The 16,238-nt window shown below is 71.8% G+C and carries 13 protein-coding genes and 1 pseudogene; 7 read left to right on the top strand and 7 right to left on the bottom strand.

Translation table 11 applies throughout. From position 1 onward, the window contains the following. From ACZ6KY_RS21420 to glgB, 3 genes are all read left to right on the top strand, one after another. The coding region (locus tag ACZ6KY_RS21420) for an alpha-glucosidase C-terminal domain-containing protein (protein ID WP_469311863.1) at positions 1–204 on the top strand (204 nt) is incomplete at its 5' end. Between the two features lie 47 nt (positions 205–251). Continuing rightward, entirely contained in the window at positions 252–1,625 is a 1,374-nt protein-coding gene (locus tag ACZ6KY_RS21415; RefSeq protein ID WP_469311862.1) for a maltokinase N-terminal cap-like domain-containing protein, read from the top strand. 170 nt (positions 1,626–1,795) lie between these two features. Continuing rightward, positions 1,796–3,934, top strand: coding sequence for a 1,4-alpha-glucan branching enzyme (glgB, locus tag ACZ6KY_RS21410; RefSeq protein ID WP_469311870.1), 2,139 nt, complete (start codon positions 1,796–1,798; stop codon positions 3,932–3,934). 32 nt (positions 3,935–3,966) lie between these two features. Here glgB and ACZ6KY_RS21405 read toward each other — a convergent pair whose 3' ends face one another. Both ACZ6KY_RS21405 and ACZ6KY_RS21400 read right to left on the bottom strand, forming a co-directional pair. Then, positions 3,967–5,394: a M1 family metallopeptidase gene (locus ACZ6KY_RS21405; protein WP_469311861.1), complete on the bottom strand. Its 1,428-nt coding sequence runs from the start codon at positions 5,392–5,394 to the stop codon at positions 3,967–3,969. Positions 5,395–5,566: 172 nt separating this feature from the next. Next, positions 5,567–6,355: a PIG-L deacetylase family protein gene (locus ACZ6KY_RS21400; RefSeq protein WP_469311860.1), complete on the bottom strand. Its 789-nt coding sequence runs from the start codon at positions 6,353–6,355 to the stop codon at positions 5,567–5,569. Positions 6,356–6,631: 276 nt separating this feature from the next. Between ACZ6KY_RS21400 and ACZ6KY_RS21395 the strand changes: the two genes are divergently transcribed. Both ACZ6KY_RS21395 and ACZ6KY_RS21390 read left to right on the top strand, forming a co-directional pair. Continuing rightward, entirely contained in the window at positions 6,632–7,531 is a 900-nt protein-coding gene (locus ACZ6KY_RS21395; protein ID WP_469311859.1) for a Gfo/Idh/MocA family protein, read from the top strand. A 141-nt stretch (positions 7,532–7,672) separates the two neighbouring features. Further along, positions 7,673–7,978, top strand: a pseudogene (locus tag ACZ6KY_RS21390) (DNA ligase-like domain-containing protein); the annotation flags it as partial. Between the two features lie 165 nt (positions 7,979–8,143). Here ACZ6KY_RS21390 and ACZ6KY_RS21385 read toward each other — a convergent pair. From ACZ6KY_RS21385 to ACZ6KY_RS21370, 4 genes are all read right to left on the bottom strand, one after another. Next, a complete protein-coding gene (locus ACZ6KY_RS21385) occupies positions 8,144–8,512 on the bottom strand; it encodes a DUF6479 family protein (protein ID WP_355857818.1) in 369 nt (122 codons plus the stop codon). A 112-nt stretch (positions 8,513–8,624) separates the two neighbouring features. Continuing rightward, positions 8,625–9,443 (bottom strand): methyltransferase domain-containing protein, encoded by an 819-nt coding sequence (locus tag ACZ6KY_RS21380; RefSeq protein WP_469311858.1) that lies wholly within the window; start codon positions 9,441–9,443, stop codon positions 8,625–8,627. 49 nt (positions 9,444–9,492) lie between these two features. Then, positions 9,493–10,803, bottom strand: a complete 1,311-nt coding sequence (locus ACZ6KY_RS21375) for an MFS transporter (RefSeq protein ID WP_469311857.1) — start codon at positions 10,801–10,803, stop codon at positions 9,493–9,495. Positions 10,804–11,074: 271 nt separating this feature from the next. After that, positions 11,075–11,686 (bottom strand): LysE/ArgO family amino acid transporter, encoded by a 612-nt coding sequence (locus ACZ6KY_RS21370; protein WP_469311856.1) that lies wholly within the window; start codon positions 11,684–11,686, stop codon positions 11,075–11,077. 66 nt (positions 11,687–11,752) lie between these two features. On the opposite strand from ACZ6KY_RS21370, the gene ACZ6KY_RS21365 reads away from it, so the two are divergent. After that, a complete protein-coding gene (locus ACZ6KY_RS21365; RefSeq protein ID WP_469311855.1) occupies positions 11,753–12,691 on the top strand; it encodes a LysR family transcriptional regulator ArgP in 939 nt (312 codons plus the stop codon). Between the two features lie 190 nt (positions 12,692–12,881). Beyond that, on the top strand, positions 12,882–15,431 hold the full coding sequence (locus tag ACZ6KY_RS21360; protein WP_469311854.1) for a SpoIIE family protein phosphatase: 2,550 nt from the start codon (positions 12,882–12,884) through the stop codon (positions 15,429–15,431). Between the two features lie 67 nt (positions 15,432–15,498). On the opposite strand, the gene ACZ6KY_RS21355 is transcribed toward ACZ6KY_RS21360, so the two are convergent. Continuing rightward, a complete protein-coding gene (locus ACZ6KY_RS21355; RefSeq protein ID WP_469311853.1) occupies positions 15,499–16,164 on the bottom strand; it encodes an NUDIX domain-containing protein in 666 nt (221 codons plus the stop codon). Positions 16,165–16,238: the final 74 nt, after the last annotated feature.

Raw genomic sequence — 16,238 nt, 5'->3', positions numbered from 1 at the left:
TGCGTGCACAACTTCTCCCGCTTCGCCCAGCCCACCGAACTCGACCTGCGCGAGTTCAACGGCAGACACCCGGTCGAGCTGATCGGCGGCGTGCGGTTCCCGGCCATCGGCGAACTGCCCTATCTGCTGACCCTCGCCGGCCACGGCTTCTACTGGTTCAGATTGCGCCCCGCGGTCGGGCCCGGCACCACGAGGCGATCGTGACTCCGTGCCCCTCGACAGCCCGCCCGCCTCTGAAAGGACGTGTCGTCATGGCGAACACCGCTCTGCAGCGTCCGAGCGGCCTCGACACCGCTCCGCTGCTGACCTCGCTGGCCGAGCTGCTGCGCGCCTGGCTGCCGCGGCAACGCTGGTTCGCGGGCAAGGGCAGGCCGGTGACGGATCTGACGCTGCTCTCGACGACCGAGCTGTACCCGGGGTGTCTGCATCTGCTGGTCCGCACCGAGCACCCCGGCCCGCCCGCCCACGGCGGAACCGGCACTCCCGCGGCCGAGGACTGCTACCAACTGCTCCTCGGCGTACGGGAAGTCCTGCCGCCGCGGCTCGCCCACGCCTTCATCGGCCGGGCGAGCGCCGGCCCGCTGGCCGAACTGACCGTGTACGACGCCTTCCACGACCCGAAGGCCACGGGACTTCTCCTGGAGCGGCTGCGCCGTTCGGGCACGGCGGGACCGCTGCGCTTCGAGCGCGATCCGCGCTTCACGGTGCCGCCCGGTCTCGCGCCGCGGCTCCTCGACGCCGAGCAGTCCAACTCCTCGCTGGTGTACGGCGACGCGTTCATACTGAAGGTCTTCCGGCGCGTCCAGCCCGGCGTCAACCCGGACCTCGAGGTGCCGCGCGCACTGGCCCGGCAGGGCTGCAACCGCGTCCCCGCCCCCGCCGCGTGGTTCCACACCTCGGAGCCGCAGGAGGCGACCCTCGGCGTCCTCCAGCCGTATCTGCGGGACGCCGCCGACGGCTGGACCCTGGCACTCGAATCCCTCGGCTCGCGGAAGGACTTCACCGGCGAGGCGTACGAACTGGGCCGGGCCACCGCCGAGGTGCATCTGGCTCTGGCCACGGCCTTCCCCGTGGACGCGCCGAGTCCGTACCGGAACAAGCGGCTCGCGGACGCGATGCACGAACGCCTCGACGCCGCCGTTCGCTCCGTCCCCGAACTCCGCCCGCACACGGCCGGGTTGAGGTCGGCGTTCGACGCGCTCGCCGCCCTGGACTCGGCGGTCCGGCCCGCCCAGCGCATCCACGGCGATCTCCACCTCGGCCAGGTGCTGCGGGCCGGGCAGCGGTGGTCGGTCATCGACTTCGAGGGTGAACCCGCCCGCCCGATCAGCGAACGTCGGCGTGTCCAGTCGCCCGTACGCGATGTCGCGGGCATGCTGCGGTCCTTCGACTACGCGGCCCGCTCCCGGCAGCCCTGGCGTCCGGAGTGGGCGGAACGCTGCCGCGAGGCCTTCTGCGCGGGTTACGCCGTCGCGGCGTCCTGGGATCCGCGCGAGGAACCCGAACTGCTGCGCGCGTACGAGACGGACCGCGCCGTGTACGAAGTGCTCTACGAGGCACGGCACCGTCCGGACTGGCTGCCCGTGCCCATGGCGGCGGTCGGACGACTCGCCGACCACCCCTGACCCAGACCACGACCACCGACCGACCTCAACACCCCCGCCGACCACCCTCAACACCCCCACTTCGAGAGGCCCAAGCCGTGACCCGCACCGCATCCACCCGCGTACGACGGGCCAAGCCCGCCGCCCCGTCGGCGCAGCACGCCGCGCTCGACCCCACGGACCGGGGGCGGCTGCTGTCCGGCGCCCATCACGATCCGCACGCGCTGCTGGGTGCCCATCAGGTGCCGGGCGGAGTCGTGTTCCGGGCGCTGCGGCCGTACGCCCAGGGTGTGGCGGTGATGGTGGACGGGCGGCGTACCGAGCTGGACGACCTGGGCGACGGACTGTTCGGGGCCGTCCTGCCGCTCGACGCGCTTCCCGCGTACACGCTGCTGGTGACGTACGACGGCACCGAGTCCGAGACGCAGGACCCGTACCGCTTCCTTCCCGCGCTCGGCGAGCTGGACCTGCATCTGATCGGCGAGGGCCGGCACGAGGAGCTGTGGCGGGCGCTCGGCGCCGAGCCGATGACCCACGAGGGTGTCGAGGGAACGCGCTTCACCGTGTGGGCCCCGAACGCCCAAGGGGTGCGGGTCTGCGGGGACTTCTGCCACTGGGACGGCGCCGCCGGATATCCGATGCGCTCGCTCGGATCGTCCGGTGTGTGGGAGGTGTTCCTGCCCGGCTTCGGTGAGGGAGCGCGCTACAAGTTCGACATCACCCGCCCCGACGGTTCCCACACCCTGCGCGCGGACCCGATGGCCCGCGGCGCCGAGGTGCCTCCGGCGACCGCCTCGGTCGTGACCCGGTCGTCCCACACCTGGAAGGACTCCGCGTGGATGAAGCAGCGGGCGAAGCGCCGTCCGCTGCACGAGGCGCCGTTCTCGGTGTACGAGGTGCATCTGCCGTCCTGGCGACCAGGTCTGACCTACCGTCAGCTCGCCGACCAGCTCCCCGCCTACGTCGCCGACCTCGGCTTCACCCACGTAGAACTCATGCCCGTCGCCGAACACCCCTTCGGCGGCTCCTGGGGCTACCAGATCACCGGCTTCTACGCCCCCACCGCCCGCCTGGGCACCCCCGACGACTTCAGACACCTCGTCGACGCCCTCCACCGAGCCGGCATCGGCGTCCTCATGGACTGGGTCCCCGCCCACTTCCCCCGCGACGACTGGGCCCTGGCCGCATTCGACGGACGGCCCCTCTACGAACACGCCGACCCCCAGCGCGCCGACCACCCCGACTGGGGCACCCTCGAATTCGACTACGGCCGCCGCGAGGTCCGCAACTTCCTCGTCGCCAACGCCACCTACTGGTGCGAGGAGTTCCACATCGACGGCCTGCGCGTCGACGCCGTCGCCTCCATGCTCTACCTCGACTACTCCCGCGAACCCGGCCAGTGGACCCCCAACGAACACGGCGGCCGGGACAACCCCGACGCGGTGGCGTTCCTCCAGGAGTTGAACGCCACCCTCTACCGCCGCAACCCGGGCATCGTCACCATGGCGGAGGAGTCGACCGCGTGGGACGGGGTCACACGCCCGACCTCCGAGGGCGGCCTCGGCTTCGGGCTGAAGTGGAACATGGGCTGGATGCACGACTCGCTGGAGTACATCCAGCACGAGCCGGTCCACCGGAAGTACCACCACGACGAGATGACGTTCTCGATGGTGTACGCGTACAGCGAGAACTACGTCCTGCCGATCTCCCACGACGAGGTCGTGCACGGCAAGCAGTCACTCGTCTCCAAGATGCCCGGCGACTGGTGGCAGCAACGCGCCAACCTGCGCGCCTACCTCGCCTTCATGTGGGCCCACCCCGGCAAGCAACTCCTCTTCATGGGACAGGAGTTCGCCCAGGGCGGCGAATGGAAGGAGGCCCACGGTCCCGACTGGTGGCTCCTCGACCCCGCCTACGGCGCCGAACCCGACCACCGCGGCGTCCAGGATCTCGTCCGTGACCTCAACACGGGCTACCGTGCCGAACCCGCCCTGTGGGAGCGCGACACCGATCCCTCCGGGTTCACCTGGGTCGTGGGCGACGCCGCCGACGACAACGTGTTCGCGTTCCTGCGCCACGCCGCCGACGGCACTCCGCTGCTCGCCGTCTCCCACTTCTCCCCCGCCGTCCGGCACGGCTACCGCCTCGGCGTCCCCGAGGACATCCCCGCCTGGCACGAAGTCCTCAACACCGACGCCCTTCGCTACGGCGGCAGCGACGTCACCAACCCCGAGCCGGTGAAGGCCGAGGCGATCGCTGCGCACGGCCGTCCGACGAGCATCGAGCTGACACTGCCTCCGCTCGCGACGGTGTGGCTGCGGCCGGCCTGAGCCGACCCGCAGCCACACCGGGCAAGCCCGCCTCAGGAAGAGGCGGGCTTGCCCGCCGTGAAGAGCCAGGTGTGGAAGAGGCCGGAGAGGTCCTTGCCTGACTCCCGCTCGGAGAGCTTGATGAACTGGGCCGTCGTGCCGTGCCCGTCACGGTGGCCGGCGGTCCAGGAGCGCAGGACGCGGAAGAACGCGGGATCGCCGACGGCCGTGCGCAGCTTGTGCAGGACCATGGCCCCGCGGGCGTAGACCGGCGTCTCGAAGATGTGCTCGCCGCTGCCGGGATCGCCGGGCGGGAACGCCCAGAGGTCCTTGCTCGCGGGGGTGGCGTACAGCGCGTCGAAGGTCTTCTGCGCGCTCTTGCCGCCGTGCTGCTCGGTGTAGAGCCACTCGGCATAGGTGGCGAATCCCTCGTTGAGCCAGATGTCCTTCCATCTGGTGAGGGTGACGGAGTCGCCGAACCACTGGTGGGCGCTTTCGTGCACGAGGGTGCCCAGGTCGGGCGCGGAGTCGTACAGGGGCCGGGTCTGGGTCTCCAGGGCGTAACCGACCTGCGGCGCCCGGTCGACGATGGCTCCGGCCGCCCGGAAGGGATAGGGGCCGAAGAGCTTGCTCTCCCAGGCCAGGACGGACGGCAGCTTCTTGAGGACCGGCGCGGCGGCGGTCGCCTCGCGGGGGTCGACCGCGTTGTAGACCTTGAGGCCGTCGCGGGTGGTGTACTGCTCGACCTTGAACGTGCCGACGGTCGCCGTGGCGAGGTAGGCGGCCATCGGCTCGGACTGCCGCCAGCGGAAGGTGGTCCGGCCGTTGGCGGTCCGCTGCCCGACCAGGACACCGTTCGCGACGGCGGTGCGCCCCTTCGGGACGGTCAGCGTGAAATCGTACGACGCCTTGTCCGTGGGGTGGCTGTTGGCGGGGAACCACGTCATCGCGCCCTGGGGCTCGCCGGCCACGAACGCGCCGTCGTCGGTGGGAATCCAACCGTCGAGGGAACCGTCGGGGTCGGTGACCGGCTTCGGGGTGCCGGAGTAGGTGACGGTGACGCGGAACTCCTGACCCTTGCTCAGAGCCTTGTGCGGGGTGACGACCAGTTCCTGGCCGTCGCGCCGGAAGGCCGCCTTGGCGTGGTCGACGGTGACGCCGGTGACCTTCAGCCCGCTGAGGTCGAGGTCGAAGCGGGTCAGCCGCTGGGTGGCTCTGGCGGTGATGACCGCCTTGCCGTCGAGGTGGCGGCCGTGCGGGTCGTAGCCGAGCGTCAGATCGTAGTGGTGGACGTCGTAGCCGCCGTTGCCCGAGAGAGGGAAGTACGGGTCTCCCGCGCCGGCGGAGCCCACGCTCCCGGCCGCCGTGGCCGGTCCGGCCGCGGTCAGCAGCGCGGCGAGCGCTACGGGGACGGCCGCGACAACGGCTTCGCGGCGAAGGACGGTTGTGCGTCGTGCGGCCTCTTGCGGGCGTGGTGTCACGTTCGCTCCTCCGGTTCGACGGTGATCACTCGCGCACAGCCTATGAGTCCCTCCCCGCGACAACCCTCACGATCAGGTCAAGTTGCGCCCGTGCGGGACGGGCCCGCGTGGCACTCCGTCAGCGGGGAGCAGATCGAGGACGGGCCCGTACCGACCGGTGGACGTGTCGTGCTCACACCCAGGGCGGCGGGCCGTCGAGGATGAGCTGGTGGACGTCGAAGAGGACGGCGGACTCGACGCCGAGCGCCGGTCCGCCCATGCCGGTCGCCCAGGTGAGGAACGGCCGCGGTTCGAAGGCGCCCGCACCCAGGGCCTTGGTGTACTCGGCGTGCGCCTCCAGCGAGGCGATGCCGCGTTCGAGGGGTTCACCGGTGACGTCGACGCCATGGGTGGGCTGTTCCGGTCCGGCGAAGCACACCATCCGGATGCCGTTCCAGGGTTCCAGACCTTCGTCGCCGAGTTCGGGGAAGACCCAGCGGTTTCCCGCGTCGCGGGCCGCGTCGAGTGCGGCCAGGCCCACCGCCCGGTGGTCCGCCTGGTTGGTGATGCCGCCGATCATCCGCACCGTGAACGCGCCGGACACCACGACCTCGGGCCGGTGGCGGCGCATCGCGCGCACGATCTCCCGGCGCAGTCCGAGCCCGTACTCGACGACACCGTCGCGGTGGTCGAGGAACTCGACGGTCTCGACGCCGACCTGCCGTGCACCGGCCCGTTCCTCGGCCTCGCGCAGCGGTGCCGCCCGGTCCGGGTGCAGGCCGTCGATGCCGGCCTCTCCCCTGGTCGCCAGCAGATAGCTCACCTGCTTGCCCTGTGCCGTCCAGCGCGCGACGGCGCAGGCGGAGCCGTACTCGATGTCGTCCGGGTGAGCGGCCACGGCGAGACATCGCTGCCAGTCCTCCGGCAGTACGGGCAGGCCGGAACCGCCCGCGAAGCCTGCTTTGTCCTGTGTGGGATCCATGCCCCGCATGATGGCGCGTGGCAGGTCGGGACGGACAGAGGCGCGCTTTCCGTGTTCGTACGCCGGGCTCCCGCGCCCCCTTGTGCCCTGGGAGGGGCGGAGCCAGGGGCGGACGGGGCGTGCCCGCGGGGTCCATCCGCTGGCCGGACACCGGGACACCGTGGTGAAGTCTGTCCACACGTCCGAAGATCCGGCTCCTGGCCGCCTCCACCGCTCCCCCGCGTCGGCGCCGCCGCCGGTCCGACGGCGCGTCAGGCCCCGTACAGCACAGAGGAGATGCCCGTGACCAGCACCTCGCCCACCTGGACTCATGCCCCCGTCAGGGTGGGGCTCGTCGGCGCGGGGCCCTGGGCGCGGGCCGTGCACGCCCGGGTGCTCGCCGCCGGTCCCGAGACCCGGCTGACGTCGGTGTGGGCACGCCGGCCGGAGGCCGCCCGCGAGACGGCGGTGCCGCTCGGCGCGACCGTCGCGGCGACGTTCGAGGAACTGCTCGACGACTGCGAGGCGGTCGCCTTCTCGGTGCCGCCCGCCGTCCAGGCCGAACTGGCCGTGCGGGCCGCCGAGGCGGGCAAGGCCCTGCTCCTGGAGAAGCCGCTCGCGCTCGATCTGCCCGCGGCGCGGCGGCTCGTGGACGCGATCGACGCCTCGGGCGTGGTCTCCCAGCTCGTCCTGACGAACCGTTATCACCCGGCCACTCGGCGGTTCCTCGCCGAGGCGCGGGCCCTGGACGTCTCGGGCGCGCGCTCCTGCTGTCTCAGCGGCGCTTTCCTGGGCGGTGACTTCGCGACCCCGTGGCGTCTTGAGCACGGGGCGCTGCTGGACCTCGGGCCGCACCTCCTCGATCTGCTGGACGCGGCTCTCGGCCCGATCGTCCGGGTGCGCGGCGCCGGGGACCCGCGCCGCTGGCTCGAACTGACCTGCGAGCACGACAGCGGCGCCGTGAGCCAGGCCTCCCTGTCGGGCTCGGTCGACGTCGAGCGCGGGATCACCCGCGTCGAGCTCTTCGGCCGGCACCCCGAGCTGGTCTTCGACGGCGGAGCCCTCGACCACGAGGAGTCCTGGCCCGTGCTGCGCCGCGAGTTCGCCACGGCCGTCCGGTCGGGCAGGGCCGGAGAGCTCGACGCCCACCGGGGACTGCACCTACAGACGCTCATCGCCCAGGCGCTGGAGCGTTAGGGGCCGCGTCCGGACCACCCGGCGCTCCCCGGGCACCCGGCGCGGCCGTTCAGGCGAAAGGGGCTGCGGCGAAGCGTGTGCGGTGGGCGGCATGTCGACAGAACAGCTGTGAACCTGCCGAAGCTGCCGCTGATCGCGCCGATGCTCGCGATCCCCGGAACCCTGCCGGCCTCCGGACAGGACACGCGCTGGGCGTACGAGACGAAGCAGGACGGCCAGCGTTCCGTGGTCCATCCGGAACTGCGGGGCCTCGGCGGCGTTCTCGGTACGACCGCGGCGGTCCTGGACGGTGAGGTGCTGGTCCTGGACGAACAGGACCGGGGCGACTTCCAGCTGTTGCAGTCGCGGACGGGTCTCGCCCGGTCGCCGGGCAGGGCCGCCCGGCGCGCGGATCAGGCCCCCGCTCATCTCGTCCTGTTCGACGTGACGCGTCTGGGGGGGCGATCTCCCGGAGGCGTGACACGAGGTCCGGCCCTGCGCCGTACGCAAGGATTCGCCCTGCGCGCCACGCGCGGGGAACTGGCCTCCCGTACGACAGGCGCGAGAAGCCGCTCTCCCGTGCGCACGTGAAGGAGCCGGCCGCGCGCGGCGGTCGGCTCCTTCGCGTCCCGGTCAGGTTCTGCCGGGTCCGCCGCTGCCGAAGGACCCGCTGGATCCCGGTTGCCAGCGCTTGCGATGCTGGTCATCAGCGTGTTTGGTACTCGCGGAGTGCATGTTGTACGGCATCAGCCGCTCGCTCTCGTCCGCGGCGTGCGGAACCTCGTCGGGTTCTCGCATCTCCCGCTCCTCGTGCACCGCCCCGCCGTCGGGCAGCCTGGGCTGCTCTTCGGGAGTGGGCGGGCGCGATTCCAGGTTCCGTACCCTGATGCCCATCCGGACGGCCCAGACGAGCGCGCCGGCGATGATGAGGCCGCCGATGAAGGCGGCGCCCGCGTTCAGCGTCGAACTTGCTGCGATCAGATCATGGCTCGCGGTGTACATGGTGTTCGCGTACCCCCAATACCAGGGGAAATCTGCGTACTAGTCCGTCAGCGACGGCCATTCCATTGTATTCCGGATCATTCCGGACGGTACGCCGCGAACCCGGACCGGATCATTCCGGACGGTGCGCCACGGCCCCGAACATCGTCACGGACATGTGCAGACCGCCCTCTCGCGCGGCCTCCGTGAGGTCCTCGTACAGGCGGTCGCGCTGCGTCTCGCCGATGAGTCCACGGCGCAGCGCCGAATCGCCCAGCATGCGGATGAGCGGCCAGGCGACCGATTTGTGGTCCTGGAGCAGGGCCTGGGATCCGCGGTCGTCGACCACCATCCCGGCTGCCGTCAGCCGTCCCACCAGCTTGCGCCCGGAGTACGGGTCGGTGGCCGCGGACAGCGCGCCGGTGGTGAGCGCGGCGATCGTCTCGGGGTCGCCCGGGTGCAGGATCGTGGTCGCCCAGTCGGTGTCCAGCAGGGCGACCCGCCCGCCGGGGCGCAGCACGCGCGCTATCTCGAAGACGGCCTTCTCCGGCTCGACGAGGTGCTGGAGCACCCGCTCGCACCAGACCACGTCGACGGTGGCGTCCGGCAGCGGAAGGGAGAGGGCGTCACCGTCGGCGAAGCGGGCGGCGCTGCGCTCCTCGGTCCCCCGCTGTTCGGCCACGGCGCGCAGTCCGGGGCTCGGTTCGATGCCGAGCACGCGGCCCCGGGGACCCACGGCGGCCGCGAGACGCCGGGTCTGCGAGCCGGTGCCCGCGCCGATGTCGAGCGCCCGTTCTCCGGGCCGTACGGCCAGTGCCGCGTGTGCCCAGGAACGCAGGCGTTGTACACCGTCGTTGACGTCCTGAGCATCCAGGGCGCCCACCAGACGGGCGGTGCTGTCCGCGCTGACGTTCTGCGCGTGGAATTCCGAGGTAGGTCGCGTGTCCCCCATGGCGGTCACTCTAGAACCACCAAGGTCCATTCCGTATTCAGATCACTATTCAGATTGTGTAACGCCTCAGGGCCGGTGTGACAAATGCGAGCGCAAGCACCGCGACGACGACCAGAAGGCCGCCGCCGGCGACCGCGGCGGGTGCCCCGAACGCCGAGCCGGCCGTGCCGTGCAGGACGTCGGCGACACGTGGGCCGCCCACGACGACGACCGTGAACACGCCCTGGAGCCGCCCGCGCATCTCGTCGGTGGCGGCGGAGAGCAGGATCGCGCCGCGGAAGACCATGGACACCATGTCGGCGACCCCGGCCACGGCCAGGAAGGCCACGGCGACCCACAGACTGCCGCTGAGCCCGAACCCGGTGATGGCCGCGCCCCAGGCCACGACGGAGACGATGACCATCAGACCGTGCCGCCGGGCGCGGGAGAAGGTGCCCGACATCAGTCCGCCGACGACCGCCCCGATGGGGATCGCCGCGAACAGCAGTCCGAGCGCGAGTCCCTCTCCGTACGGGGCGTACGTCTCGGCGGCGAGCTGCGGGAACAGGGCGCGCGGCATGCCGAAGACCATGGCGATGATGTCGGCGAGGAAGGACAGCAACAGCACCTTGTGCAGGGCGATGTAGCGGAAGCCGGCCACCACTTCGCGCAGGCCCGCGCGCCGGGCGTCCGCTCCCGTGAGGGGCGGCAGCGCGGGGAGCCGCAGGACGGCCCACACGGTGACGCACAGGGCGAGAGCGTCGATCAGATAGAGCTCGGGCAGCCCGATGAGGGGAATGAGCGCACCGGCGAGCATCGGCCCGGCCACCGAGCCGGTCTGCATGACGGTCGCGCCGAGCGCGTTGGCGGCGGGCAGTTCGTCCGCCGGGACGAGCCGGGCGATGGACGCGCTGCGGGCCGGGGAGTTGAGGCCGAAGAACGCCTGCTGCACGGCGAGCAGGACCATCAGGACGAGCACCGACTCCAGTCCGGTGGCGGCCTGGACCCAGAAGAGCAGCGAGGTGACGGCTATGCCGGTGTTGGTGAGGAGGAGCAGTTTGCGGCGGTCCATGCTGTCGGCGATCGCACCGCCCCACAGGGCGAAGACCACCAGGGGCAGCAGGCCGGCGAGGCTCGCGTAGCCGACCCAGGCCGAGGAGCCGGTGATGTCGTAGATCTGCTTGGGCACGGCGACTGCGGTGAGCTGGCTGCCCACGGAGGTGACGGCGGTCGACGTCCACAGCCGGCGGTAGGCGGGGCGGCGCAGCGGCCGGGTGTCCATCGCCCAGCGGCGCCATCCGGAGCGGTCGGGCCGCTCGGCTTCCGCGCTCCGGTCGGGCGCCGCGGCGCCGCTGTCCGTATTGCTCTGGCTCGTGTCCACGCTCACCCTGATTGCTCGATACATCTTTCGATTCGGGGATCACTATGGCCGAGCGTGAGCGGCTTGTGTCCCCCGGGGGACCGGATTGGCGCACCGGGCACCCTGCGCCCGAGCTCTCACGGGACGGACGGACGACCGGTATACGGCGGCTCGGGACGGTGTCCGGCGGTGCGGGCGGGCCGTTCGGCGGCTCAGCACGGTGTTCGGCGGTGCGCGCGGTGTACGGCCGCTCAGGAACGGTGTCCGGCGACCCGGTGCGGTGTACGGCGGCTCAGGCGCCGGCGATCAGCGTGGCACCCGTCGCGATCATCGTCGTGGCGACGAGGCCGTCCAGCACGCGCCAGGACGCGGGCCGGGCCAGAAAGCGGCCGAGCAGCCGGGCACCGAACCCGAGGGCCGCGAACCAGCACAGGCTGGCGAGCGCCGCCCCGAACCCGAACGTCCAGCGCAGTGATCCGCGGTCGGCGGCGAGCGAGCCGAGCAGGAACACGGTGTCGAGGTAGACGTGCGGGTTGAGCCAGGTCAGGGCGAGGCAGGTGAGGACGGCGCGGCGCCACGAGCCCGGGGACACGGTCGCCGCCCGCAGGGCCGAGGGCTTCAGGACCCGACGGGCGGCGAGGACGCCGTAGACGATCAGGAAACAGCCGCCGATCAGCCCGACCGCGGTGAGCGCGGCGGGCCAGGCCACCACTATCGCGCCGACCCCGCCGACCCCGAGCGCGATGAGCAGCGCGTCGGACAGGGCGCAGATGCCCACCACGGCGAGGACCGCGTCCCGGCGGATGCCCTGGCGCAGGACGAAGGCGTTCTGCGCGCCGATGGCGACGATGAGGGAGAGACCGGTGCCGAATCCGGCGACCGCGGTGGTGAGCGCGTCTGTCATGTCTTCGACGCTAGAAAACGAATCGCCAGGAGTACAGCTAAAGATTCTTACGTATCATTAGCGTTCGTGATGACGGGACTTCCCCTCGACCAGGTGCGCACGCTGCTCGCGGTGGTCGACGAGGGCACCTTCGACGCGGCGGCCACGGCGCTCCATGTGACGCCCTCGGCGGTGAGCCAGCGGGTCAAGTCACTCGAACAGCGCACCGGCCGGGTCCTGCTGACGCGGACGAAGCCGGTGCGGCCGACCGAGTCCGGCGAGATCGTGGTGCGATTCGCCCGCCGGCTCGCCCGGCTGGAGCGCGACGCGCACGCCGAACTGGGCATGTCCGGATCCGGCCGGCCCACACGGCTGTCGATCGCGGTGAACGCCGACTCACTGGCGACCTGGTTCCTGCCGGCACTCTCCCGAGTACCGGCGGAACTCCGGCTCTGCTTCGAACTGCGCCGCGAGGACGAGGACCACACCGCCGCCCTGCTGCGCGAGGGAACGGTGATGGCGGCGGTGACCTCGTCGCCCGACCCCGTGGCCGGATGCTCCGTCCGCGCCCTCGGGCGGATGCGCTATCTCCCGGTGGCGAGTCCCGGCTTCGCCGAACGGTGGCTCGGCACCGCGGCCGGTACCCCGCTGCGCGAGGTGATCGGCTCGGCCCCCGTGGTGGCCTTCGACCGCAACGACGACTTCCAGGACGACTTCGTCCGCGCGCTCACGGGCGGTCCGGGAGCGAGCGCCGGTCCGGGAGCGAGCGCCCTGCGCCACTTCGTGCCCACCTCGGAGGGCTTCGTCGATGCCGTCGTGGCCGGAATGGGCTGGGGCATGGTGCCCGAGGTCCAGGCCGAACCGCTGCTGCGCGCCGGAAGGCTGGTCCACCTCGTACCGGGCCGGGGTGTCGACGTTCCGCTGTTCTGGCAGCAGTGGAAGCTCGACTTCCCCGCGCTCGGCGCGCTGGCCGAGGCCGTGGTGGCCGTCGCCGACGAGACGCTGGTGCGCGGACCGGCTTCCTGAATCACTCGCCTCCGGACAGCTCCCGAACCACTCCCGACCCGGTATGTTCACGCTCGGCAGATCCGGGCGCGGCCGGGAAGAATGGCCTCACGTCCTGGTGCCGCGGAGGACGTCGAGGTGCGGTCAGCGACCTGAGAGGCGCATTCTTGCTGTGTTACCCCCTTGGCGGCGGGCGGACGAGGGCAGACCGATGACAGGGAGCGCCGAGCGCGAGGGCCAGGCGCTGGACAGCCTGGCCGTCCTGCTCAGTGACGCGGTGACGGACGCGATCCGGGCCGCCCGCGGCTTCGCGGGAGGTGTGTATCTGCGCTCCGGCACGCCCGGTCTGCTGCGTCTCGCCGTGCTCGCGGGGCTTCCGAGCCCGCTCTTCCGCCCCTGGTGGCGGATGCACGTGGACCGGCCGTTTCCGGTCGCGGACGCCCATCGGCTCGGCGTGGAGGTACTGCTCGCCGATCCCGCGGAGACGATGCGCCGCTATCCGCAGCTCGCGGCCGGTCTGCCGTTCCAGTTCGGTTCGCTCTACGTGCCGGTCGTCGGCGACTCCACCCCGTACGGCGTCCTCACGGTGCTGCGCCCGTCGGCCTCGGACGCCACCGAGGTCCTGCCGGACCGCGACCGGATGACGGCGGTGGCGGACGAGCTCGGAGCCGCCCTGGCGCTGCTGGACAAGGACGGGTCCCCGGTCCTGTGGGACGGCGAGCCGCTGGGAACGCGCCCGCCCGCCGACGGCCCGTCCACCCGCTGCGTCGGGGGCTTCACCTGGGATCCCGGCGGCAGCACGCTGGTCGCCGACGACGCCCTGTGGGCGCTCCTCGGGATCCCTCAGAACGACTTCGCGGGGACGCCGGAGGCCTTCGCGGACGCGCTGGCCCACGACGACCCCCGGCTGTTGCTGGCCGCCCTGCGCGAGACGGCCGCCGGCCGTCCGCCGCCCCATCCGATGCCCGTACGCACCGGCAGCGGCGGTCTGCGGCTCCTCGAGCTGTGGACCGCGGGAGGAGCCGGCGTCCCGCCGTACCGGGTCAGCGGCGCGCTCGTCGACCCGGGGCCGGGAGCGGCGGCGGACGGAGCCGCCGACCAGCTCCCGGAGGGCGTCTTCGCGATCGACCGGCTCGGGCTGATCACCTACGCCAATCCACGCGCCGCCGGCCTGCTCGGCCGGCCGCGGAGCGAGCTGCTGGGGCGGCTGCTGTGGGACGTGGTGCCCTGGATGAACCAGCCCGCGTACGAGGATCATCTGCGCAGCGCGCTGCTCTCGCCCGACCCGGTGCACTTCCGGGCCCGGAGCCCGCTGGGGAGCGGCACCGAGACGTCTCCGGGAAACACGGCGGGAACCTGGCTGAGTTTCTCCGTCTATCCGGGGCCCCGCGGTGTGACCTGCAAGATCATGCCGCTGGGGCGGGCCGCGGACGCCACCGGGAACGCCCCGTTCGAAGCGGAGGCGACGCAGGCCGTACGGGCCGACCTGGAGGAACCCGACAACGGCGTCACGGGCACGGCACCTCAGTACCGGCCCATCGTCCTCGCGATCGCGCTGACCGAGGCCGTGACCGCACGGCAGGTGTCCGAAGTGGTGATGCGCGAGCTGCTGCCCGCGTTCGGCAGCCGCCGCCTCGCCATCTATCTGCTCCAGGACCGCCGGCTCTACCTGGCCTGGGAGACCGGCTTCCCGCAGGGCTTCCTCGCCCCCTTCGACGGCGTGGGCCTCGACGCCAAACTGCCCGGGGTCGAGACGCTCACCAGCGGCCGGCCGCTCTTCTTCGAGTCGATGCAACAGCTGGCCGCCGCCTATCCGGGCATCGACCTGGACGCCACGGTCGGGGCCCGTGCCTTCCTTCCGCTGATCGCCTCCGGGCGTCCGGTCGGCTCCTGCATCCTCGGGTTCGACCGGCCCCGCACCTTCAGCACCGAGGAGCGTACGGTCCTCACCGCGCTCGCCGGTCTGATCGCGCAGTCCCTGGAACGGGCTCGGCGCTACGACAACGAGTCCGCGCTCGCCCGCGGGCTCCAGGAGGCCCTGCTGCCGCACCGGCTGTCGGCGCACCCTCTGGTGCAGACGGCGGGCCGCTATCTGCCCGGCACCGTCGGCATGGACGTGGGCGGCGACTGGTACGACGTCGTCGAGGCCGGCGACGGGCTCGCCCTCGTCATCGGAGACGTACAGGGACACGGTGTCCAGGCCGCCGCCACCATGGGTCAACTCCGCAGCGCGGTGCGGGCGTTCGCCCTCGGGGACCATCCTCCGGACGAGGTGATGAGCGGCACCAACCGGCTGCTCATCGACCTCGACCCTGGCCAGTTCGCGAGTTGCTGCTATGTCCGGGTGGACCCGCTGACCGGGGTCGCGCAGGCCGCGCGGGCCGGGCATCCGCAGCCGCTGCTGCGCCATCCCGACGGCCGCACCGAGGTCCTGGACCTGCCCGGCGGTGTGGTGCTCGGCGTCGACCCGCGGGCCGACTACCCCGTGACGGATCTGATGCTGGAACCGGAGGCCGTGCTGGCCCTCTACACGGACGGCCTGGTCGAGCGGCCCGGCACGGACATCGACGAGGGGGTCGAGGCACTTCGCGCGACCCTGGCCGAGGCGGGCCCCCCGCAGCATCTCAGATCGGGCGGACCGTCCCTGTCCCGAGCCGCCGATCTGCTCACCGCGGAGGCCCGGCAGGCCACTGAGCGCCCCGACGACATCGCCCTGCTGCTCACCACCCGCCGGGCACCCCGCGGTGTCGAACGCCCGTAGTCCCTCCCGTTCGGGCCCGAAGTGCCCGGGCCCGAACGGGAGTCCGGAACCTGAAGTGCTCTCCGGGTCAGGCCTTCTTGAACGGGCCCTCCAGAGCGGCCCACTGCAACAGCATGATGGTCTTGGCGTCGGCGATCTCCCCGGTGCGGACCATCGCCAGGGCGTCACGGAAGGGCAGTTCGACCATTTCGATGTCCTCGCCCTCCTCGTCGAGTCCGCCGCCCTCATGGGTATGGGTGGACGGGCCGTAGGAGGCGGCGTAGAAGCTCACCCGCTCGGTGACCGAACCCGGACTCATGTAGACGTCGAAGACGTGCTCGACCGCGCCGACGGTGTGCCCGGTCTCCTCGATGACCTCACGCCGTACCGCGACCTCGGGGTGCTCGTCCGCCTCGTCGAGCAGGCCGCCCGGTGTCTCGACCAGCATGCCGTCCGGATGCCCGTTGACATACACGGGATACCGGAACTGCCTGGTCAGCAGCACGGTTTCCCGCTCGGTGTCGTACAGCAGGAGGGTGGCTCCGTTGCCGCGGTCGTGGGTCTCGCGCTCCTGGGTGCTCCAGGTTCCGTCGGCGAGCTGGAGGTCGAAGGTGGTGGTGCGCTCCACGTACCAGTGGCAGGACAGGAGTTGTACGTCGCGGATCTTGACCCGTGGGTTGCCGGTCAGGTCACGGCCCGCTTGATCGAGTCCGGTGCGGCCGCGGCGGTCGGGGGTGTCGATGCCCGCGGTCATCGCGCGTCGGCCCGGTGGGCGCGGGAGATGTCGTTCATGGGCACTGTCTACCATCCCGAGACCAAGATCCCCGT

Source organism: Streptomyces sp. NPDC042002, assembly GCF_055588305.1.
The sequence above is the reverse complement of the archived record's forward strand: the minus strand, read 5'-3'. Positions and strand labels throughout refer to the sequence as shown.